Source organism: Mesorhizobium sp. C372A, assembly GCF_030323245.1.
Taxonomy (GTDB): Bacteria; Pseudomonadota; Alphaproteobacteria; order Rhizobiales; family Rhizobiaceae; genus Mesorhizobium.
This window is the reverse complement of the sequence record NZ_CP100475.1, coordinates 4,297,125-4,317,574: the sequence shown is the minus strand read 5'-3', so window position 1 is coordinate 4,317,574 and position 20,450 is coordinate 4,297,125. Positions and strand designations below refer to the sequence as shown.

Below are 20,450 nucleotides of genomic sequence, written 5' to 3'. Positions count from 1 at the left end.
GCGCCTGCTCCTTTCCCATGGAGCCCATCGTGACAACGACACAAACCGCCTCGAAACTTCATCTCACCGACTTGACCCTGCTGACGGGTCGCCTGCTGCTCTCATTGCTCTTCGTGCATGAAGGCCTGGAGCTGGCGACGCATTTCGCCGGTGCAGCCAAGGCGATGACGGCGCTCGGCGTCAGCCTGCCGCTTTTGATAGCCACCATAGCGCTGCAGCTGGGAGCTGGCCTTTCGGTCGGCCTTGGTCTGCTGACGCGTCTGGGCGCGGTCGCGCTCGGACTTTTCTGTTTGGCAACGGCAGCTTTGTTCCACACCAATTTCGCCAACCAGGACGAATTGCTGCATTTCGAAAAGGACCTTGCCATAGCGGGCGGCATGTTCGTCCTGGCTATAGCCGGCGCCGGCGCGATATCTCTCGACAGGGTGCTGAACGGCCTCGTGAAGCGCCGGCAACAGGACAGAGAGACGGTTGCGGCGCTCATAGCGGCCGGTAGGCCTCTCTCGGTCGGCGATATCAAGCTTCCATTCTAAATCGCCAAGACATCGGGGGGTCTCATATCAACCCGCCCGCCCGATCCGAACGCTACAAACGCCTCGGGCGACCCCTGATGACGAAAGCCGTTCATGGCGGGTTGTTTACCGACGTCCGCTTATCGGCACGGATAGGAACGTCCTATCGCCGATATGAGGCGCAAAGCTGCCGTTCAAAAGGTAGCACGCTTGGAAGTTCGTGCCGACGCGCTATCTGGCGCATGTGCCAGAAGTCGCTGCCTTCAAAGCTATCCAAAAACCGAATCTTTGTCCCACTTTGTCCATAAGCCCCGCAAAAGCATCCAGGAACCCCAGGCGATTTGGCCGTATCGAACTGCCACCACGTCGTGGAATGACAGGCGGCAAGGCTTGATTGACTGATTGTCGCCGCCGGCAAATCTTGACCGGAAGGCGCTATTGCCGGCGTGTTTTGGTCAGCGAATCGTGCAAGGCACTGCAAATGAGCCAATCGCAGGTCCCAGCACCACCGCCCGGATGGTTGCCGGACGCGTGGCTCCGCAACGCACGGCTGGTGTCCGGCCTTGTGCTGATGGCGTTCGTGACGCTGCATTTCCTGAACCATGCGTTGCTCCTGATCTCGCTTGAAGCAGCGGATAAGGGGCGCGCGGTGTTCCTGCTGATCTGGCGCAACCCGGCCGGGACGCTGCTCCTCTACGGCGCGGTCGCCACGCATCTCGTTCTGTCGCTGCTGGCGCTCTACCACCGCCGCACGCTGGCCATGCCGGTGCGAGAGTGGGCACAGATACTGCTCGGCCTCTCCATCCCGCTTCTGATTGCCGAGCACGTGGTCGGCACGCGTGCCATGCACGCCCTCTATGAGGCCAACGACACTTACGAGTTTGTGGTGCGCTCGCTATGGATCCTGACACCGCAGGTCGGGGTGCGGCAGGCGATCGCGGTGGTCGTCATCTGGGCACATGGCTGCCTCGGCCTCTGCTTCTGGCTGCGCTATCGTCGGTGGTATCCGCGCGTCGCGTCGGCTCTGCTGGTCCTGGCGGTGCTGGTTCCAGTCCTGGCGCTGCTCGGTTTCGCCAGCGCCGGAAAGGAGGTCTCGGCGATGGGACCGCCTCAGTCGCAGCCCATCGAGCCAGCCCTTTTCGACCGGGCGTTGGCGACCAAGGAGCGCATGGACAGCAGCATCTATGCCGGCTTTGCGGGACTGATCGTCCTGGTGCTGGCGGCGCGCATCGTTCGCGACCGCATCGAGCGGCGCAACCTGATCAAGGTGCGCTATGCCGGCGGGCGCAAGGTACGCATTCCCCGCGGCTACAGCGTGCTCGACGCCAGCCGGCTGGGCGGCATCGCGCATTATGCCGTGTGCGGCGGGCGCGGACGCTGCTCGACCTGCCGCATCCGCGTGGTCGACGGCCTGGCCGAGCAGCCGGAGCCCAGTCCGATCGAAGCGGCGACCCTGCGCCGCATCGCGGCCGACGGCGACGTGCGGCTCGCCTGCCAGCTCAGGCCGCGCGGCGATCTTCGCGTCGCGCCGCTGCTGTCGCCGCCGGTCACGGCGGGGGGCCCGCTCGGCGCAACCGCCAGCGATCCCGGCCACGAGAAGGTAGTGGTGGTGATGTTCTGCGACATGCGCGGCTTCACGGCGATGGCCGACCAGCGCCTGCCATTCGACGTGGTCTTCCTGCTCAACCGCTATTTCGGCGTAATCGGCCGCGCAGTCGAGAGCTCAGGCGGCCGCGTCGACAAGTTCGTTGGCGATGGCGCCATGGCGCTGTTCGGGCTGGAGACCACGCCCGGCGAGGCATGCCGCAACGCACTTTCTGCCGCCAGCGCCATCGTCGAAGGGGTTCGCGCCCTCAGCGACGACTTTGCCGAGGAACTGCGCGCCACCATCAAGGTCGCGATCGGCATCCATGTCGGCCAGGCGATCGTCGGCTCGATGGGCTACGGCGCGGTCACGAACGTGACCGCGATCGGCGACACTATCAACGTCGGCAGCCGGCTGGAGGCCGCGGCGAAGGAATTCGAGGCGGAGATCGTCGTCTCCGAAGCGACGGTGCGGCTTTCGGGCATGGAACTACCCGGCGCGGAGGCGCGCGAGATCGACATCCGCGGCCGTGCGCGCCCGCTCGGCGTGCTGGTCGTGCCGCGCGGCGCGGCGGTGCCGATCGCCTTGCCAGCAAAATGAGATAAGGCGGGCTCGAAATGCCGGCCTCGCACACTCCCTACGATGCCGGAGGTCAGTCGGCGCGAACCGGATCGAGCGTCATCTGAGGCGCTATCCTGACAGCGAAGTCTCACCGTCGGGCAATATCAACCTTGGCAAATATGCGACATCGCAGTGTCCGGCAATCGACCGGAAAGCTGACATAGAATCCTGTACGGAAATTATGTCAGGTAATTGCATGGGCTTGTGAAGACAAATGCGAAGAGACCGCCGTCAGCATTCTCTGGACGATGATGGATGAGAGATGTCGTCAAGACCTTATGAACGAAAGCAGGTCGGGATTGAGGACATCAGCATGTGTGGTTAGCATGCCGTGAGGGAAGCCGGGATAAGTCTTCAGCAACCCGATCTTGAGCAATTCAACCGCGCGCGGCACGGAACTTGCGAATGGGACGACTTGATCAGCCTCGCCATGCATCACCAGCACCGGCACGGCGATCTTCTTGAGGTCCTCAGTGTAATCCTCGAGCCAAGAGTCTACGGTCGCGTAGTGAGCGAGGGCACCGCCGGCCATGCCTTGGCGCCACCAGTTCGCAATGATTGCCTCCGAAGGCTTGGCTCCATCGAGGGTGTACCCGTAGAACGGATGCTCAGGGACGTAACGGAAAAATTCCGACCGGTTGCCCAGCACGCCTGCCCGGATCGCTTCGAACCACTCCGGCGGTTGACCGGACGGGTTGTCTTCGCTCCGGTACATGTTAGGAGTCAAGGAAGCGACCAGCACCGCCTTCGCGACGCGCTCCGGGTGCCGTGCGACATAGCGAGCCACCTCACCGCCACCTGTCGAGTGCCCGACATGTATCGCCTCGCGCAGGTTGAGGTGTTCAGTCAGGCCCGCGAGATCGGCAACCCAGTGGTCCATGTCGTTTCCGCTGCTGGGCTGGTCGGACCGGCCGTGGCCGCGCCGGTCGTGGGCGATCACCCGATACCCGTGATGAAGGAAGAATGTCATCTGGGCATCCCAGTCGTCCGCCGACAACGGCCAGCCGTGGCTGAAAACGATCGGTTGGCCCGAGCCCCAGTCCTTGTAAAAAATACTTACGCCGTCCGTCGTTGTAAAAGTAGGCATCGATCCGCTCCTTTTTTGGATATCGCGGAACATAGATTCTCCTTCTTCCCGCAACAAAGACCTTGTATGCTCGACCTATGCCTGAAAGGTATAGGTCGAGGGATACGATGGAACTCCGGCATTTTCGTTACTTCGTCGCAGTGGTTGAAGAAGGTAGTTTGTTGATGGCAGCGCAGCGGCGGCTGAATACGTCGCAACCCTCATTGAGCCGGCAAATCCGGGACTTGGAAGCTGAAGTGGGTGTGCAACTGCTGGAACGACAAGCGCGAGGCGTCTCGCTTACACCTGCGGGTCGCATTTTCCTCAATCACGCGCGCCTGGCCCTACTGCAGGTCGAAGCAGCTGTTGATAGCGCGCGACGAGCGGCTGAGCCGAAAAGGCCATCTCTTTCCATAGGATTCCTGGTAGGACTGGAGGTTACGTGGCTTCCGCATCTGTTGCGCATACTCCGAGAGGAAGCAGCGGACATAGAGGTCACCCTGTGCAGCCTGTCCTCCCCTGAGCTCGCCCTTGCATTGATGCGCGGGAAACTGGACATCGCATTTCTTCGCACCGAGAAACAAAGTCTGGGCCTCTCGTTCAAATTGCTTGCTGAAGAACCATTGATTGCGGTTCTGCCGGCAGGTCATCGCTTGGCTTCTCGCAAGAAAATCTCGCCGCAGGATCTTGTGTCCGAAATCTATGTCAGCTCGGCGCGGACCTCCCCGGTCCTGCAGGAGGTAATCCTCGATTACGCATCGAAAGCCGGGATCGCGCTCAAGGCGAGATACGAGGGCGAGAACATATCGTCGGCAATGTCGCTTGTCGTCTCCACTGGCGGAGTTACACTCGTGCCACTGTATGCGCAGAATATGTTGAGCCCAAACGTCGTCGCGAGGGCACTTGACGGTACACCTCCTAAAATTGGTCTCAACCTGGGATACAACGACGCGAATTCTTCACCATTGCTGCAACGGCTCCTGTCTCGGGTCGATGAGTTGATAGATAGCGTGCAAAATCAGAGCATCATTCGGTACGCGGACACACAGTAATAGAGACGCGAACTGGGAGTTCGAGGGCCGCGAGGGTAAGATCGTGGCGGGCTGCTTGTCGCGCACAACCGATAATTGCTCAGAGACTCTATCTCGTCTGCGCCATGAACTGCCCCCTGCCCTCATTTTACCGACGTCTAATTTGGGGCCGTTAACGGCCTGGCAGCTTTCAGGATGACTGGCAAGAAAGCCGACCGTTGCGTCCAGCCTAGTGCAGACCGCTTTGCGCCAGAAGCGGCCCTCGCTCACATCGGGCCGGCCCAAATTGTCTGCGGTCACTCGCGTTGCACTGAGGAAAGAGAGCCTGCTAGTAAGATTCCGGCCGCCGGGCGGTACCGAAGTGCCGGGGTGCTCGACGGATGAGACTGGGGACGCAAGGCAATGGCTACCGGTAGGATCTCCGACATCGTCCTTATGGACGGCATCGGGCTTTCGAGCGCTATCAAATCGAAGCAAGTTTCTTGCGTCGAGGTGATGACCGCTTATCTCGACCGCATCTACGCATTCAACCCGCGCGTGAACGCCATCATCTCCATGCCGCCGCGCGAAACGCTGCTGGCAGAGGCCAGGGAGCGCGACGCGCAGCTCGCGCGCGGCCACATTCTCGACCCGCTCGAAGCAGATGCCGGCGCCCTTGCCGGCACGATAGAGCGAACGAGAGAACGCCAGCGCCTTGAGCTTGCCGTCACGGGCCACCGCATAGGCGCTGATCTCCTCGCCGGCAATGAAACGCTGCGCCACCCACGGCATTTCCGGCGAAGGGCTGATGGCGTCGAGTTCTTCAGGTGACGGGCGCAGCAGGACATGGCTGGCAAAACGCGACCAGACCGGCTTGAACACCAGCTCGCGCGACCGGTCGTGCACAGCCTGCAGATCGTGCCTGCTCTGCAGCAGCGTCGTTTTCGGCACGGCGAGGCCGAGGCTTTCAACCAGCCGGATGAAGGCGTGCTTGTCGTGGACCCGGGCGAGCAGATCCATGTCAGGCGCAAACAGGCGGGCAGTCATGGCGCGGTCGCGCCAGAGCTGGCCGAGATAGAAAACCTCCTCGCAGGTCGGGATGACGAGGACGACGCCCTCGCTGCGTACCAGCGCTTCCACCGCCTCGGCATAGGCATCGGGCGCAAAACGAGGCGGCGGCAGGCGGCGATAAAGCGCGCATGCCGTGCTCGCCGCAGCGATCGGATGTGCCGGGCTGTCGGCCAGGATCACTCGCCGCCCGACGCCGTGCAGCAGCCGCGCCAGATGCAACGCCACCGGCGCCCGGGCTCCGGTGATCAGCACGGTGCTATTTGCATGCGGCACCGACATCACAGCGGAGCGAGGATCAAACGCCGGTCAAGGATTTTGTCGTCACCAGCGTCACACCGGCGCTGGCGAAATCGGCATTATGCCGGGCGATGATCTGCGCGGCCGTCTCACTGGGGCTGTCCAGCGTGCTGTGGGCGTCGGACACCACGGTGACGCCGAGCCCGCGAGCAAAGGCGCCCTTCACGGTGGCCGCAACACAATAGTCGCTCTGCGCGCCGATGAGCACGACCTCACCCGCGCCCTGCCCTGCAACCCATTCGCCAAGTGCGGCATTGCTGAAGGCGTCGCCGACATTCTTGGCGAAGGTCGGCTCGCTGTCGGCCTGGCCGAGTGCCGACCACACCGGCCAGCCCGGCGCGCCGGGCGCCAGCGGGTCTCCCGCCGGTCCATCATGCCTGATGAAAGCGATCTTGCGCCCGCCGCGGCGTGCCCATTCCAACAGCGCCTGGACACGCGCGGCGATGCCCGCCGCATCATGGATCGGCGGCTCGGCGATGCCGTCGAACATGCCGGTCTGGAGATCGATGACGATGAGCGGCGCGGTGGATGCAGGTGCTGGTTTTGACATGGCCGCGACCATAGCGCGGGTGACAGGCGGGTCAAGGATTTCAGGATGCAGGCACTCCCGGACGCGAGCTGCCGGCGCCGTCGGTATCGGCTACGAGCTGCGCGGGTCGGGTCTGCACTGCGGGACCGCCTTGGTAGTGTTGATCAACCGGGTGCGCACTACGGATGGCTGCCGAAGGTTCTGCCAATAGGCTCCGGCCCCCTTCATCTCGCGCCCCGCGCCGCCGCCGATCATGCCGTCCGCCCCGACGAGCATCGTCACGACCTTGATCCCGCAGGCGAGGTTGCGGTTGGGATCGGTGATGTCGACCTCCGACTTGAAGCCGCATCTGTATCTCTCTTCATCTGCCAGCGACAGCTGCAGCAGCCCGATGGAATATTGGCCCTGATCCGCTTCCCAAAAGGCCGCCGAGGTATTGTTTACGGACTCTTCAGCGGCCAGGTCAGCAATCATCGTGCGCCAGAAAACCGCCCGCCCGTTTCTGTCTTGCAGCATGTAGCCGGGGCAGAAAGTTGCGATGTCGGAGGGTTCCAGCGCAGTCAAGGGTGTGTCTGCATTGATCAGCGCCGTCACCTTGCGGGTGACTATCTTGTTGTCGAGCTGCTTTTCCACCGCGCCTTGCCCGTCAAGGCACTTTTTGGCGAACGCCTGTGCCTGGGGCTGGGTCGTGTGGCCTCGAGCCCGCCATTGCGCGGTGCAGGATGGCTGGGCTCCGGCCGGAGGAGCCGCCGGCGCCGGGGGAACCGCAGGGGATGGGGGAGCGGCCTTGGATGGGGGAACCGCCGGGACGGCGCTTTCAATGACGCGCGGGTTCGCGCAGCCCTCGACCAGGCACGCCAGAGCGCCAGACACCGCAATTGCCTGCAACAGTCTCGATCGCAAAAAGCCAATCAGCGGCGCTGACCCGTACACGAACACCCCCTCCCGGCCACCGGTTGCGCTTGCCACGACCTGCACAGTCTTGTTGGCGTCAACTTGGCAGATCGGTATCCGTATGTCACCCGATGCCGCCGGTTGTGGTAAAGGCACCGGCAACGCGTCCGTCGGGCAGGCGCACGATAGCCGTGACGACCGTGCCGTAGGCGCCGCGCCAGACGCTATGGAAGCCTTGATGCGTGTGGGGCGCCACGACAGCCGAACTGGAACGCGCAAGACGCTGTCGACCGCTACAACTGCCCGCACACTTAGTAGAAACAATGGAACAAGATGATATCAAATGGGGCTTGGCAACAGCATATCCCTCCCTTGCGGAATTGGGCAAAAATAGCGGTTTGGAGATAGGTTGTGCCTTTTCCGGAAATGTCGACGCGCGGTATCGTCGATTGCTTGCTCATCATTCCCGACTAATCGTCCCGGAATGGCAACTGAAACCACGATTTGTGCGACCGAGGCGGACCTCGACGTACAATTTCGAACCCTGTAACGCGATTGCAAAGCTGGCTCGAACAACATGGCGTTCCACGGCCATACGCTGTTCTGGCACCAAGAGCCGATCCGCTGGGCGCAAAGTGAAAAATTCGATCGGGTGAAGCACAATTATGGCGGCTTCATCCGTGATGTCATGCAACACTACCCCCAGGCGGTCTCGTGGGATGTTTTCAACGAGATTGTCGGCGAGCAGGCGCCGTTGCGCGACGAGTTCTTCATCCAGCCATTCGGCCTGCAGTTCATCGACTACTGTCTGCGCCTCGCGCACGAATGTGCCCCGGCCGCCCGCCTCGCCATCAACGACTACAATCTGGAATGCGCCACCGACTGGTCGCATGCCAAGCAAGACAACATGTTGCGGCTGATCGTGCAGATCAAGGCCATGGGCGGCCCGCTGCATGCGATCGGCATCCAGGGCCACCTGTCGTCGATCCACAAAGCGTCGGCTGAATCGACCGTGCGCTTCATCGACCGGCTAGCGGATCTCGGTCTCGATGTCTTCATTTCGGAACTCGACGTCAACGACTCCACCATGCCCGTCGACACTGCGGTTCGTGACAATGCGGTCGCAGCCTACTACGAAGACTTTCTGACGGTGGTTCTCAGCAGACGATCGGTCAAGCGCCTGGTGTTCTGGGGCATCTCGGATTTCGACAATTGGGTGGTCCGGCGCCAGACACGGGAAAGGCGCCGATCCGGTAAGGCTCGCCCTGCCTTGTTCGATGACGGGCTTCAGCCAAAGCCGGCTTTTGACGCCGTGGTGCGGGCGTTGCAGGGTGCGCCACGGCGTTGACCCTGCCCTGCCCGAAATCCTACGCTTTAACCACCCGGTCGCAGACTATGCCATTGCGCTGCATGGCGTTTCGCGTGTCGATGATGAGCCTCGAATGGTTGGCCAGCAAGCCGTAGTCAATATCGTCGTGATCAGTCACGATGACCACGGCGTCGTAAGCGCCGATGGAATCACGGCTTAACTTGATGCAATCCTTGCCGGCAAGCGTCGGGTGCTTGCGCGTCTTTGGAATGCGCGCCACGTGCGGGTCGTGATAGGCGATGTCCGCGGCTCTTGTTTCCAGCAACTCGATGAGCTTGAGCGCCGGACTTTCACGCACGTCGGAAACATTCTTCTTGTAGGCGACGCCGACGATGAGAATGGATGCCTGGCTGAGTGGAAGACCAAGCTGCGTATCCAGTGCCTCCGACAGCTTCGACATGACATAGTGCGGCATCGACACGTTGATCTCGCCGGCCAGTTCGATGAATTTTGTCGACACCTCGAACTCCCGGGACTTCCACGTCAGATAGAACGGGTCGATAGGGATACAGTGCCCGCCAAGCCCCGGTCCCGGGTAGAATGGCATGTAGCCGAAGGGCTTGGTCTTGGCTGCCTCGATCACCTCCCAGATATCGATGCCCATTGCGGCATAAATGACCTTGAGTTCGTTGACCAACGCGATGTTCACCGCGCGGAAGATGTTTTCGGTCAGCTTGACCACCTCCGCGACCTTGATGGAGGACACCGGCACAACCTTGTCGACGATGGCACCATAGAACTGCGCCACCAGCCTGGCCGCGATCGCGCCATCGCCCGCAACGACCTTGGGGATGGTCGCGGTTTCGAAGCCGACGCTGCCTGGGTCCTCGCGCTCCGGCGAATAGCCGAGGAAGAAATCACGCCCGGACCGGTACCCGCCGGCTTCCAGAATAGGCTTCATCACCTCGTCGGTCGTGCCGGGATAGGTGGTGGATTCAAGTACGATCAACTGGTCCTTGCGCAGATAGTCAGCAATTGCGCGCGTCGTGTTCTCGACGAAGGAAAGATCGGGTTCGCGCTGCTTGGTCAGCGGCGTCGGAACGCATATGGAAATGACATCGCATTCGGCAAAGCTGGCGAAGTCGCATGTCGGCGTAAACGAGCCTTCGGCCATGATCGACTGCAGCGTTTCGTCGCTGACCGCGCCAATGTAGGAGCGGCCTGTTTTCAGTTTCTCGACCTTGCTGTGGTCGACGTCGAATCCGATGACCTTGAAGCCGGCGCGCGCTGTGACAGCGGCCAGTGGCAGGCCGACATAACCAAGCCCGACAACACCGATTGTCGCCGTGCGGTTTTCCAGTCTGGAAAGAAGCAAGGCACCGCGCATCTTGTCCGTATGAATGTTCAATTGCGCCTCCAAAGATGCAAGGCGAGGACGTTCGCGCTGCAATCTCAACAACTTGAGAGCCGCGAATTGCGTCTCCCGCCTTGAGACAGAGCGCAACCTTTGTGCCAATCCGTATTTATCCGGCAAAATTCCGCATTCAAACGGCCCAGGAGGTGAGAAAGACGGGATTCCGGCTGCTGCTGAGCATTGAAAATGTCAAGAGCAAGAGACGTGCCAAAATCATACATCTTTGTTGCGTAGTAGCTCATATAGCAAATTGTGTCCCAAAAAATCCAATGATTACAATACGATAGTTAACCACTCCCGTTAGTCATATCGTTAACAATTAGTTGCATTTGCCTGTGGAAAAGTTGTTTCGATACCTGGGGCGCACAATGAGGGGGTGCGGTTGTCCTTCGTCTTCAATGCAGGAGTGTCGCCATTATGGGTACATACATCAGAGAAGTCAGATGCCTGATAGCGGGAGGTGCAGGGTTCGTCGGAACGAACCTCGCGCGCAGTCTGCTTGAGAATGGCGCTACCGTGGATTGCGTCGACAATTTTTCGACAGGCCGCAAGGCCAATGTGACGGATCTTGCCCGATATCCGAACTTCAACTTCATCAAGCTCGATGTGACGGATACGGCATCCTGCGACCGCTTGCTGCGGCGCCGCTACAGTCACGTCTACAACCTTGCCTGCCCGACCGGCGTACCCAATATTGCGTTGCTCGGCGAAGAAATGCTCATGACATCTTCGATTGGCGCATTGAACCTGCTCAAGGTCGCACGCCGGTCAAAGGCCAGCTACCTCTTCGCCAGCACCGCAGAGGTTTATGGCGACCCAGAAATCTTTCCGCAGCCGGAAAGCTATGTCGGCAAGGTCGATCCTGTCGGCCCGCGCAGCCCCTATGAGGAAGGCAAGCGCTTCGGCGAAGCCCTCGCTCACTTCTGGGCCCAGAAGTACGATGTCGATGTCCGCATTGTGCGTATCTTCAACACCTACGGTGCAGCAATGTCGCCCGATGACCAGCGGGTTATCCCGCAGATGCTGTCGCGGCTGATTGCCGGCAAGCCGGTGCCGATCTATGGCGACGGCGCCCAGACCCGGACCTTCCTCCATGTCGACGATTTGGTCGACGGCCTGGTCACCGTCATGGAAAAAGGCAAGAAAGGCGAAGTCTACAACATTGGCGGCGATACGCAGATCACCATCTGCGACTTGTTCGAGCTGGTGAAGACGGCAACCGGCCTCGCGGGCAAGGCACAGTTCAAGAAACACTTCATTGCCGATCATCGCGGCCGGTGCCCCGACACCGCAAAAGTACGGGCGCTGGGATGGCGCCCGCAGGTCTCGCTCGCCGACGGCATTCGCCAGAGCCATCGCGATCTGCTGGCATCGATCAACGCTCATTCGCCCTGCAGCAACGGCGCGGTGACCAGTCAGCTTTTGGGACGTCGAATTTCCGCAGGACTCGATCCCGATCTGCGACCGGCCCTGACATGAACGAGGTCGCGGCGGCCAACATAGCCATGATGGTGCTCAGCGCTTCGCTGGGCATCAACATCATCTTCTGGTGCACGATCGGCGTCATCAGGTTCGTGAGCGAATTCGGATCGCGAAATGCCACGGGCGCACTGCCGAGTGTCCGCCTCGCCGATGTAGCCGTCGTCATTCCCGCGCACAATGAAGCGATCGCCCTGCCGAAATGCATCGCAGCGCTGAAGCAGATCATTCCGGCCAGACAAATCTACGTGGCCAGTGACGGTTCCCGCGACGCCACAGTGGCGATTGCTCGCGCTGCCGGCTGCAGGGCTCTCGACATCCAGCCCAATGGCGGCAAGGCCAAGGCCATCGACCAGGCGATACGGCACTACCGTCTTTGCGATCGATACAAGGCCGTGCTGATCCAGGACGCGGATTCCGAAATCGATCAGCATTATTTCCGCCACGCACTGCCATTGTTCGACGATCCCGGTGTGGCGGCAGTTGCAGGCCATGTCCTGTCGCGCTGGCGCGACCACCGCTGGCCAAGCATTGACATGCTGTTTGCGGCCTACCGGACGCGGCTCTATCGGATTCTGCAGACAGCATTTCAATACGGACAGTCCTGGAAATGGACCAATGTCACCTATATCGCGCCGGGCTTTGCCAGCATGTATCGCACCGACGCGCTACGCTTCATCGATATCACCGCGCCCGGACTTGTCATCGAGGATTTCAATATGACCTTCGAGGTCCAGCACAAGCGGCTGGGGCGTGTTGCCTACTCGCCACTGGCCCGCTGCTCTTCCGAAGACCCCTTCACACTAAACGACTATCGCAAGCAAGTTCAGCGCTGGTACCTCGGCTTCTGGCAGACCGTATGGCGCCACGGGATCTGGCCAAGCCGGTTCTGGCTGTCGCTGGGCGGACTGCTGACGGAGTTGATGGTCATCTCATTGTTTGCGCTGGCACTGCCTTTCGCCGCGATCTTCTATCTCGCAACGGGTATCGAGATTCCGGCCATCTCGCTCAATGAATTGGCTGTGCATCCGGTGTCTCCACTAGGCCTGCTGGCCCTGTTCCTTGCGGTCGACTACTCGCTCACCTTCGTCGTCGCCGTCATTGAGTGCCGTCCAAGTCTGCTTGTTTATGGCCTTGCATTTCCATTCATCCGGCTGCTCGACGCTGCTCTTTTCCTGCGCGCGCTGCTCAAGTCGCTTTCCGCAAAATCGGACGGCCGCTGGATCAGTCCGGAACGATACGTGCCAGTCGTCCTCGACGGGAGGAAAACATGAACATAACCCGACGGACTGCCCTTCTTGGTGGTCTTGCGATGCCGCTGCTCGCATTCGCGGGCAAAGGCATTTCGCGGGCCGCGACCGCCGAGACATTGCCCAACCCGCTGATCGTCGCCATCAGCGGACTTGATGCCACGGCAAAGCCGGCCCGGCTCGCAGCACTTACCGATGCCTTCCTGGCCCGCAAGGTGCCGATCCTGGTCACCATCGCGCCCGTCGATGCCACTGGTGCTTTGCTCGATTACAATTCCGACGTGGCCAAATGGCTGCGCCAGACGATCCTGCTCAATACGGGCGGGATCGAATTCGGCGCGCACACGGACACCATCACTTCTGCGGATCCCTATTTCCAGGCGCGGCAGGCCAGCGACATCCAGGCCGCCTTTTCCTATCTGGCCAACGAGTACCAGAGATATCAGTCGAAGGCGGTCATCACGGCTTTGACAATGACAACCAATTCGCCGTTGCGGTCGCACCAGGACGCCTCGTCGCTGCGCGCGGCCGGTATCCGTTCGCTGATCAGGCTGCGTGGCGGGCTCGAGGACAAGGTCGGGCTGCAGCCGGTTGATGGCGGCTACTGGAGCACCGACACCAACCTGGTCAATGTCTTCGCTTCCGCCCTGACCTCGACCAGGCCGGCGGCCGCGAGTTCAGGCCCGATGGATGTGCCGACCCTCGGCGCCAACATTGCCGGCCTGACCGACCGCAAAAATCCGATCATTGTCGATATCCCGTTTGCGGCACTGGCAGGCCTCAGCGACGGCGATCTGGCCGGTTATGGGGCGACCGTCGCACAGGCGGCGGTCGATGCCATCGCGAGCGGCAAGGTGCGGAGCATTCTGCCGCAAAAACTCTACGTCCAGAGCAAGCAGACCAACCGCCTCATCGTCGTCCGGGTCGATGATCTCCGCGTCGACCGCGACACCGACCCGAGCCATATGGCTTTTGTCTACGATTTGATCGAGTCCGGCTATCCCGTCACCGATGCGATCATCCCCGCGCCGCGGTCGGGCCGTTTGTCCACGGATGAAAAAATCAAGGCCTTTCTGCGCGCAATGCTGCCGGAAAAGCACTACGATATCGCCGCACATGGCTGGAACCATACGCCACAGGAACTGCTCGGCAATTCGTCGCAAAAGGACTTCGACCTGATCAGGGACGGTATCAGCGAGGTCTATCGCTCCACGGGCAAGTTCCCGACTTCCTACATCCCGCCCAACGACGCCTTCGACGACAACACGCTGAATGCTGTGGCTGCCACCGGCACGCCCGTTTTCAGCGCCGAGAAGGGCGATCTGCGCTGGTTCAGCGGGATCGACAGGCGTGGCATCCTGCACGTCTCCAACACCATGAAATTCGAGAAAGCCTGGACCCCCGACCTCCCCTATTTCACCAGGCAGCAGGTGCTCGACTATTTTGGCACCCACAACGATGCGGTGTTCTGCATCCATCCGCAAACTGCCAACACGCCGGAAAAGCAGGCGCTGGTCCTCGACATGCTGGCCGAGCTTTCCAGTCAGCCCGGCACGAAACTCGTCAACTTCGACGAATATTGTCGCGCCGTCAGTCCGGCGATGCCGAAGGTCGATCGCATTCGCAGCGCGCGCGCCGATGTGTCGGTGCGCGACTGGATCAAACCGGATCCGTATCCGCTGGACGACGGCGTGCTGAAAGCAGATGCGGCACTGGCCTGGAGCTATTTCGACTGGGGCGCGAAGAATTACAACGGCATGGTTCCGGCCACGTCATGGATCGAGTTCGGCAAGCAGACGGGCTACCCGTTCACGACGATGTGGGATGTCGGATCGTACATCCTCGCCGCCTTGTCGGCCGAGCGTCTCGGCATCATCGGCCAAACCGAATTCGAGACGACCGTCAGCCGGATCATTGCTTTCCTGGGCGAAACCAGCTTCCGTTATGCAGGCGGAAAACTGCCGCACACCGAGCGCGCCTTGAAGTCGCAAGCTGGCCAGCGCGACGGCTTCGACAGCGCCGACACCGGACGCTTGCTGATCGCTCTGAAGATCCTCGACAACTACACGTCCGGCACGTTCCCTGTTTTCGACCTTGTGTCGGGTTGGTCGTTCAAGCCCGTACTCAAGGGCGGCGAAATGCATGTCGTCAGCGACAAGGGCCGCATTTCGTCCGCGCATGCGAACAGCTATGCCGGCTATGCCGGCCGCGGCTACAGCATGTGGGGCGAAGAGCTCAAGCCGGTCTTCGATACAGCCCATCCGGACCGCAACATGGACGAGGCCGTTGTTGCGCTGGGGGAAATCCAGCGCCGCGGGCGGATCGCCACCGAACCTCACGTCACCGAGGAGATCGAGCTGGGCGGTTCACCGCACTGCCGCCTGATGGCCGACATCCTCTACGCCGCCCAGCTCAAGCGCTATCGTGAGACCGGCATTGTCACCTGCGTCTCGGAAAGCGCCATGGTCGGCCCACCCTATTTTACCTATCAGGGGTATCAGTTGACCGACATTGGCGGCAATTTCACGGTCGACACGATGAAAACCTCGGCCCCGGACAAGGCGGCAAAACTGGCTGATTCCCTGCGTCTGGTCAGCGCCAAGGGCGCCTATCTCTGGCACGCGTCACGCCCCGGTGATTATTCGACCATCCTGGTCGACCTGGTCAGGGATCGAGCGAAAATGCCGGGCATGGGCTTCTCCTCCGGCATTTCGGAAAAGACAGGCAAGGCCATCCGGGTCAGCGACGTCAACACCAACGGCATCATCCTCGAATCCGTCGCCTATATTCTTGGTGGGCGAAAACCACTCCTGCTCTCGGAAGAGGCATGAGCAATTCCAACAAAGCTTGAAGCGGTTTGTACGGATTGTGTAGCATGGGCTTCCGCCGGGAGCGATTGCGGAGATGCGCGTTGCGGCGCTGGCCCCTGCGATCGTCTCGGTCATGTAAGTAGAGCCGCGTTTAAGTAGAGCCGCGTTCTCCGCGAGCCTCGCGCCGGGAATCGCTCGAATTTCTCGTTAGTGCAGAGTTTCCGGCGCGCGCGAGAAGTACGATAGCTGCTGAGACCGAAGCCAGCGGGCAAAGGCTTGGAGCAACCAGGAAGGCCCTGGCGTGAATAAACGGGCGACCGCTGGATTGGGTTCCCTTGGTGAATGGTGGCTCGCTCCGCGCAAGGCGCGAGCGGACCAAGATATGAGGGCATATCTCGGTCAGCACCCGGGACCGTCGACGAACTCGCTGCGTGCACCGCGGTTGACCTTTGACCTTTGGCACACGCTATTCCGATCCACCTTTGCAGCAATGAATGGATCTCGCCGCTTCGCTTATCGACAGTCTTGATGACGGCCGTCCTGGAAACAGGGATGATGCCGGATGCACTTCTGTCTGCGCCGGCAGATTTTCGAATGGCACGCTCATCTCGCCCGCCAAGCCTCCCGGCGCTTAACCCTGTTTGTGGCCTCTTGTTGGCCTTGGTCCTGATTGAGTTCCGGACTGCATTTTATGCGACTTCAGGTGGGTGTGCCCACCGAATTTTAGTCTTGGCGGCTAGAATAGTCCCTGCCCTATCGAGCACCAGAGCCTACGGAGTGATTTGCCCAATGATCAACTGCGGCGCTGAGGCCGCTGCCTTCGTCGCGGCGATGCGTAATGCACCTCAGAGGATCGCGAAGGAACGCGACCTTCAAGAAATACGGCCGTCAGTAGCAGCGCTAGTCCATTGTGTTGTGGCTATCCTCGCGGATCAATGTCCGGTGTGTCGCCACTTAGATGTGCCGCCTAGCGCTCGCAATGTCCGCTTTTGGGAACGCCGAAATGGGTCTAAACGGCCGACATGAGGCGCTATCCTGACAGCGAAGTCTCACCGTCGGGCATTAGCAACCTTGGCAAATATGCGACATCGTAGTGTCCGGCAATCGACCGTTTTCCGGACAGCAGGCCGAGACCCTCCAGAGAGGCAGGAACCGAAGCCGCATGTGTCCAGAAATTATGTACAGAATTCTATTGTGTGGATAACCCTTTCATGAAACAATCCGCACATGCTAGTTGGCTACGCGCGCGTTTCGACCATCGATCAGAACCTTGACCTGCAGCGTGACGCCCTCACCCGTGCCGGCTGCACGAAGATTTTCGAGGAAAAGAAATCCGGCAGGTCCGGTACCAAGCGGCCGGAGTTCGAGGCTGCCCTCGCCTTCTTGCGGCCCGACGACGTCCTGATCGTCTGGAAGCTCGACCGACTGGGGCGATCCCTGGTCGAGATGATGCGCACCATCGACACGCTACGGCGCAGCGAAGTGGCTTTTCAAAGTCTCACCGAACATTTCGACAGCGAGACCGCTCATGGGCGTTTCGCGTTGCAGATGCACGGAGCCATGGCCGAGTATTTCCTCGACCTTAACCGCGAGCGCACAATGGAGGGACTCAAGGCAGCCCTTGCCCGCGGTCGCAAAGGAGGACGTAAGAAGAAGCTCACTGACGGGGACTTGGAGGCCGCGCGCGCACTTTTGAGGGCGGGCACAATCCCCGTCGCAGAAATCGCTCAAAGGCTAGGAGTGTCACGCACGACGTTTTATTCTTATTTCCCGTCCGCTCGCGCTAGCTCGTTGCGTTGACCGAATTCGTGAGTGCTCAAAGCTTCAATGACAGGCCGCGTCACGCTGATTACGACTCACGATGCGTGCCGAGAACCCGACCGTCGGCTCCACCTGTGTCTCGGCAAAAGCCGGTCGAGTGAATACCAGCCTGCTGCCCAGCCCGAAGGCGGCAGCGGCGATGGCGGATTCGACCAAGTGCGGCTCGGCGGTTCAGATCTGCTGGCTGGCAGATGGAAGGAACCGACCAAGTCTGGAAGTTAGTTCCATTGCTGCCGCGCCAGGATCATCCCAATTGGCGTATGGTCTGACGAGACGGGCGTTGGCTAATGGGCTGTACGTCTCGCTCACAGCAAGAAATGCTACTCCACAAGAACCGACATCGCCGGCAATCGAGTGCCTGTTGGCGTGGCAGACCATATTTGACCTGCCTGCACAGGCATCGCCAAGGTTAAGGTCCCGGTCGTTATGATTTCGCCAGAACACAGCGGAGGGCCGTAGGCGGAATTTGAAAGAAGCTCATTAAGATGCCGCAGAGCATTCAACGGGCTTCCCAAAACATCAGCACCTTTGCCCTTGGCAACCACTTCTCCGTTGCAGCACAACTCGACCTCGAAATTGGCGAGCCACTCGAGCCACTCGTCTACGCTGGAGATAGGCACACGATCGTTTATTATGAGGCCCGCGTGAACGCCGAAGCCCGCAACAGCGTCAGCTGCCTCGAATTTCCAGCCGGCGAAGATTGAAGAGACGAGTTCAAAGCCGAGGGCCACCCACTCTACGCAATCCAGCAGCTCTCGTTCAGTGATCCCAAACCGTGGTGATGCCCCAAGCCCGAAAACGATCTCTGGTTCGATCTTCGGATGGGGAAAATTCGAGACAACGAGGCTACCGCTAGTGTCTTGAAGGTCGCGTACAGTGCTTTCATAAATTGGCCCCCAGATGGGTGCCTTGACGTCGTAGGCTTGCCACATGTGGCGATTGGTAAATCCAATCTTGCGCCCGACGCAGCGGTCGCCCAGCGATTCCCTACGAAGCTGCACCGCCTGGGCGATGCGATAGGCGGTTGGGAGATCTAAACCCGGGTACGTCTCGGTAAGCCGCGGTCGTTCGAGCCCACTTCCAAACACATCGCTCAGTTCACGAGCGATGGTTTCAATCGTTGAATGCTCTATCATTGACTTCGAGCCCCCTCTCTAGTGGCGGGTATTTTGTGTCCATTCCTCTACGGCTGGGCAGCGAATGCTCGCGTATGAGCGCGGATTGCTGCGGCGTCTCTGATTTCCATGCGGACGCGGGCCAGTTCGTCCAGGAAGGCGCGCATTAGCGCCCGGTGGTGCGCCAGGCTGATACGTAGGGCGCGCGCCAATACGATGTCGTTCAGTGGTTGCATGTCCCATCCGTACCACAACCGAATGATGTATTAGATGGAACTAAGGTGCGGGTTGTGCGTTTCGGCGCCGGGTGTAGGGGTGCATTCCGGATGGAAAAAAGTTGGTTGTGGTCGTAGAAGACGAGCCACTGATATTGCTCGACCTTGAAACGACGTTGGAAGAGGCCGGCCTTCGAGTCCTCGCCGTCCCCACCGCCGAAGCGGCCATTGAGGTGTTTAACGAGAAGCCGGATGGGAGCTAGCCAAGTACCTGAGAGGCACAAATCCCACTTTCCCTGTGGTTTACATCAGCGGGGATAGCGCGGTTCACTGGGGCGCTGAGGGTGTTCCGGAAAGCATCATGATCACGAAGCCATTTGCTCTGCCCCAGATCATCACGGCAGGGCCGCGAGGGGTGGGTTGGCTCAATGCATCATGAGCGACCCAGCCTTCTCAGAAACCGGCACCCGTCTGCGCAGCCCTATGATGCAGATAGGTAGAGTCAAAATCTGCGGCGCGAATGAGCCCTGCCCAGTCGGTCGCATGAAAACGCGAGCCAACGGTGGATATCAGACCGTCGCGTCGAAGGTCCTGAAGCACTCGGTTGACGTGCACGGTGGAGAGGCCAAGTGCGTCGCCAAGTGCAGCCTGCGTTATGGGGAGATAGGCCACATGATCTTCAATGCGACCTACTGAGCGAAGGCGGACAATGAGTTCGCAAAAAATGTGAGCCATACGAGAGTAGGCGTCGCGCCTTCCGACGTTGGTGACCCACTCTCGATAGATCGCCGCGTCGATCACAGTGGAGCGCCAAAACACTCTCGTTATCGAAGAGTGCTGTTCGCAAATGGCGCGAAGATCGTCGTGCCGCATGAAGCCTACTCGAGAGGGCATCAGAGGGGTGAAAGTGCAATCCATGACCGACAAATGCAAACCATGCAGGTCGGGAATGTCGCCCGGAACAAAAAAGGAGGAGATCTGACGCTTGCCCTCCCCGGTTAGTTTGGTCGACCCTATCAAGCCGTCAAGAACGACGAAGGAAAGGGTCGGCTTTTCGCCCTCGCGCAAAATGTCTTCATTGGCCTGATATTTCTTCTCCTGAATCGAGATGTTCCCCAGAATGCCAATATCTGATTGTGCGAGTTCCGAGATGGCCTGGAGCTTGCGGATCAAGATGTTTGAAGTAGGAGCCTGTGCCATCAAGACCCCGTTCGGGTAGCCGACCAATTTGCTGTGGGCGCTAACGTTCTCGATGGCGGTAGGGCTGGCGACGTTAGATTGTGCTTGATGCCTTTGGCTTCCCGCATCAGGGAGGACCAATTCGCTCCTAGCAACGCTATCAACTCCAATGCTTGCGGCTCCGTGATGTCGCTCTCTTCGATAAGCCTTTGTACAAGGCGACGCTCGGCTTCAGAGTTCATGCTGCCTAAACTCCTTCCTGACCGCTCAAAG

General features: G+C 60.2%; 17 protein-coding genes. 8 read left to right on the top strand and 9 right to left on the bottom strand.

The genetic code is table 11. The features are described 5' to 3' along the window. Positions 1 to 17: 17 nt before the first annotated feature. Complete coding sequence (locus NLY42_RS20510; RefSeq protein WP_023754759.1) at positions 18 to 533, top strand: DoxX family protein; 516 nt, start codon at positions 18 to 20, stop codon at positions 531 to 533. Positions 534 to 993: 460 nt separating this feature from the next. After that, complete coding sequence (locus NLY42_RS20505; protein ID WP_286488548.1) at positions 994 to 2,697, top strand: adenylate/guanylate cyclase domain-containing protein; 1,704 nt, start codon at positions 994 to 996, stop codon at positions 2,695 to 2,697. A 289-nt stretch (positions 2,698 to 2,986) separates the two neighbouring features. On the opposite strand, the gene NLY42_RS20500 is transcribed toward NLY42_RS20505, so the two are convergent. Further along, positions 2,987 to 3,805: an alpha/beta fold hydrolase gene (locus tag NLY42_RS20500; protein WP_286489262.1), complete on the bottom strand. Its 819-nt coding sequence runs from the start codon at positions 3,803 to 3,805 to the stop codon at positions 2,987 to 2,989. 107 nt (positions 3,806 to 3,912) lie between these two features. Here NLY42_RS20500 and NLY42_RS20495 point away from each other — a divergent pair, with 107 nt between their 5' ends. Next, positions 3,913 to 4,836 carry a LysR family transcriptional regulator gene (locus NLY42_RS20495; protein ID WP_023756588.1) on the top strand — a complete coding sequence of 308 codons (924 nt, stop codon included), beginning with the start codon at positions 3,913 to 3,915 and terminating at the stop codon, positions 4,834 to 4,836. Here NLY42_RS20495 and NLY42_RS20490 read toward each other — a convergent pair. From NLY42_RS20490 to NLY42_RS20480, 3 genes are all read right to left on the bottom strand, one after another. Continuing rightward, positions 4,744 to 6,117 (bottom strand): ATP-grasp domain-containing protein, encoded by a 1,374-nt coding sequence (locus tag NLY42_RS20490; protein WP_198022243.1) that lies wholly within the window; start codon positions 6,115 to 6,117, stop codon positions 4,744 to 4,746. The two genes, NLY42_RS20495 and NLY42_RS20490, sit on opposite strands and share 93 nt — an antisense overlap. 43 nt (positions 6,118 to 6,160) lie before the next feature. Continuing rightward, complete coding sequence (locus NLY42_RS20485) at positions 6,161 to 6,712, bottom strand: isochorismatase family protein (RefSeq protein ID WP_023756587.1); 552 nt, start codon at positions 6,710 to 6,712, stop codon at positions 6,161 to 6,163. Positions 6,713 to 6,802: 90 nt separating this feature from the next. Continuing rightward, positions 6,803 to 7,324: a hypothetical protein gene (locus tag NLY42_RS20480; protein ID WP_023756164.1), complete on the bottom strand. Its 522-nt coding sequence runs from the start codon at positions 7,322 to 7,324 to the stop codon at positions 6,803 to 6,805. Positions 7,325 to 8,162: 838 nt separating this feature from the next. Between NLY42_RS20480 and NLY42_RS20475 the strand changes: the two genes are divergently transcribed. Then, positions 8,163 to 8,933 (top strand): endo-1,4-beta-xylanase, encoded by a 771-nt coding sequence (locus NLY42_RS20475; RefSeq protein WP_023756166.1) that lies wholly within the window; start codon positions 8,163 to 8,165, stop codon positions 8,931 to 8,933. A gap of 19 nt (positions 8,934 to 8,952) precedes the next feature. Here NLY42_RS20475 and NLY42_RS20470 read toward each other — a convergent pair whose 3' ends face one another. Further along, on the bottom strand, positions 8,953 to 10,281 hold the full coding sequence (locus NLY42_RS20470) for a nucleotide sugar dehydrogenase (RefSeq protein WP_031245008.1): 1,329 nt from the start codon (positions 10,279 to 10,281) through the stop codon (positions 8,953 to 8,955). 444 nt (positions 10,282 to 10,725) lie between these two features. Between NLY42_RS20470 and NLY42_RS20465 the strand changes: the two genes are divergently transcribed. The 4 genes from NLY42_RS20465 to NLY42_RS20450 all read left to right on the top strand — a co-directional run bounded on the left by NLY42_RS20465 (position 10,726) and on the right by NLY42_RS20450 (position 17,647). Further along, positions 10,726 to 11,787: an NAD-dependent epimerase/dehydratase family protein gene (locus NLY42_RS20465; RefSeq protein ID WP_069202697.1), complete on the top strand. Its 1,062-nt coding sequence runs from the start codon at positions 10,726 to 10,728 to the stop codon at positions 11,785 to 11,787. Beyond that, positions 11,784 to 13,061, top strand: coding sequence for a glycosyltransferase family 2 protein (locus NLY42_RS20460; protein WP_023756169.1), 1,278 nt, complete (start codon positions 11,784 to 11,786; stop codon positions 13,059 to 13,061). Before NLY42_RS20465 ends, NLY42_RS20460 begins: the two co-directional genes overlap by 4 nt. Beyond that, positions 13,058 to 15,868: a DUF3131 domain-containing protein gene (locus tag NLY42_RS20455; RefSeq protein WP_031245005.1), complete on the top strand. Its 2,811-nt coding sequence runs from the start codon at positions 13,058 to 13,060 to the stop codon at positions 15,866 to 15,868. Before NLY42_RS20460 ends, NLY42_RS20455 begins: the two co-directional genes overlap by 4 nt. A gap of 1,206 nt (positions 15,869 to 17,074) precedes the next feature. After that, a complete protein-coding gene (locus tag NLY42_RS20450) occupies positions 17,075 to 17,647 on the top strand; it encodes a recombinase family protein (protein ID WP_023756171.1) in 573 nt (190 codons plus the stop codon). A 24-nt stretch (positions 17,648 to 17,671) separates the two neighbouring features. Here the strand turns inward: NLY42_RS20450 and NLY42_RS20445 are convergent, their stop codons facing one another. From NLY42_RS20445 to NLY42_RS20430, 4 genes are all read right to left on the bottom strand, one after another. Further along, complete coding sequence (locus tag NLY42_RS20445; protein ID WP_245263608.1) at positions 17,672 to 17,824, bottom strand: hypothetical protein; 153 nt, start codon at positions 17,822 to 17,824, stop codon at positions 17,672 to 17,674. A gap of 164 nt (positions 17,825 to 17,988) precedes the next feature. Next, positions 17,989 to 18,804, bottom strand: a complete 816-nt coding sequence (locus tag NLY42_RS20440; RefSeq protein WP_023756172.1) for a 2-keto-4-pentenoate hydratase — start codon at positions 18,802 to 18,804, stop codon at positions 17,989 to 17,991. A 47-nt stretch (positions 18,805 to 18,851) separates the two neighbouring features. Continuing rightward, positions 18,852 to 19,019, bottom strand: a complete 168-nt coding sequence (locus NLY42_RS20435) for a hypothetical protein (RefSeq protein ID WP_023756173.1) — start codon at positions 19,017 to 19,019, stop codon at positions 18,852 to 18,854. 432 nt (positions 19,020 to 19,451) lie between these two features. Continuing rightward, on the bottom strand, positions 19,452 to 20,198 hold the full coding sequence (locus tag NLY42_RS20430; protein ID WP_286488537.1) for a Crp/Fnr family transcriptional regulator: 747 nt from the start codon (positions 20,196 to 20,198) through the stop codon (positions 19,452 to 19,454). Positions 20,199 to 20,450 lie beyond the last annotated feature (252 nt).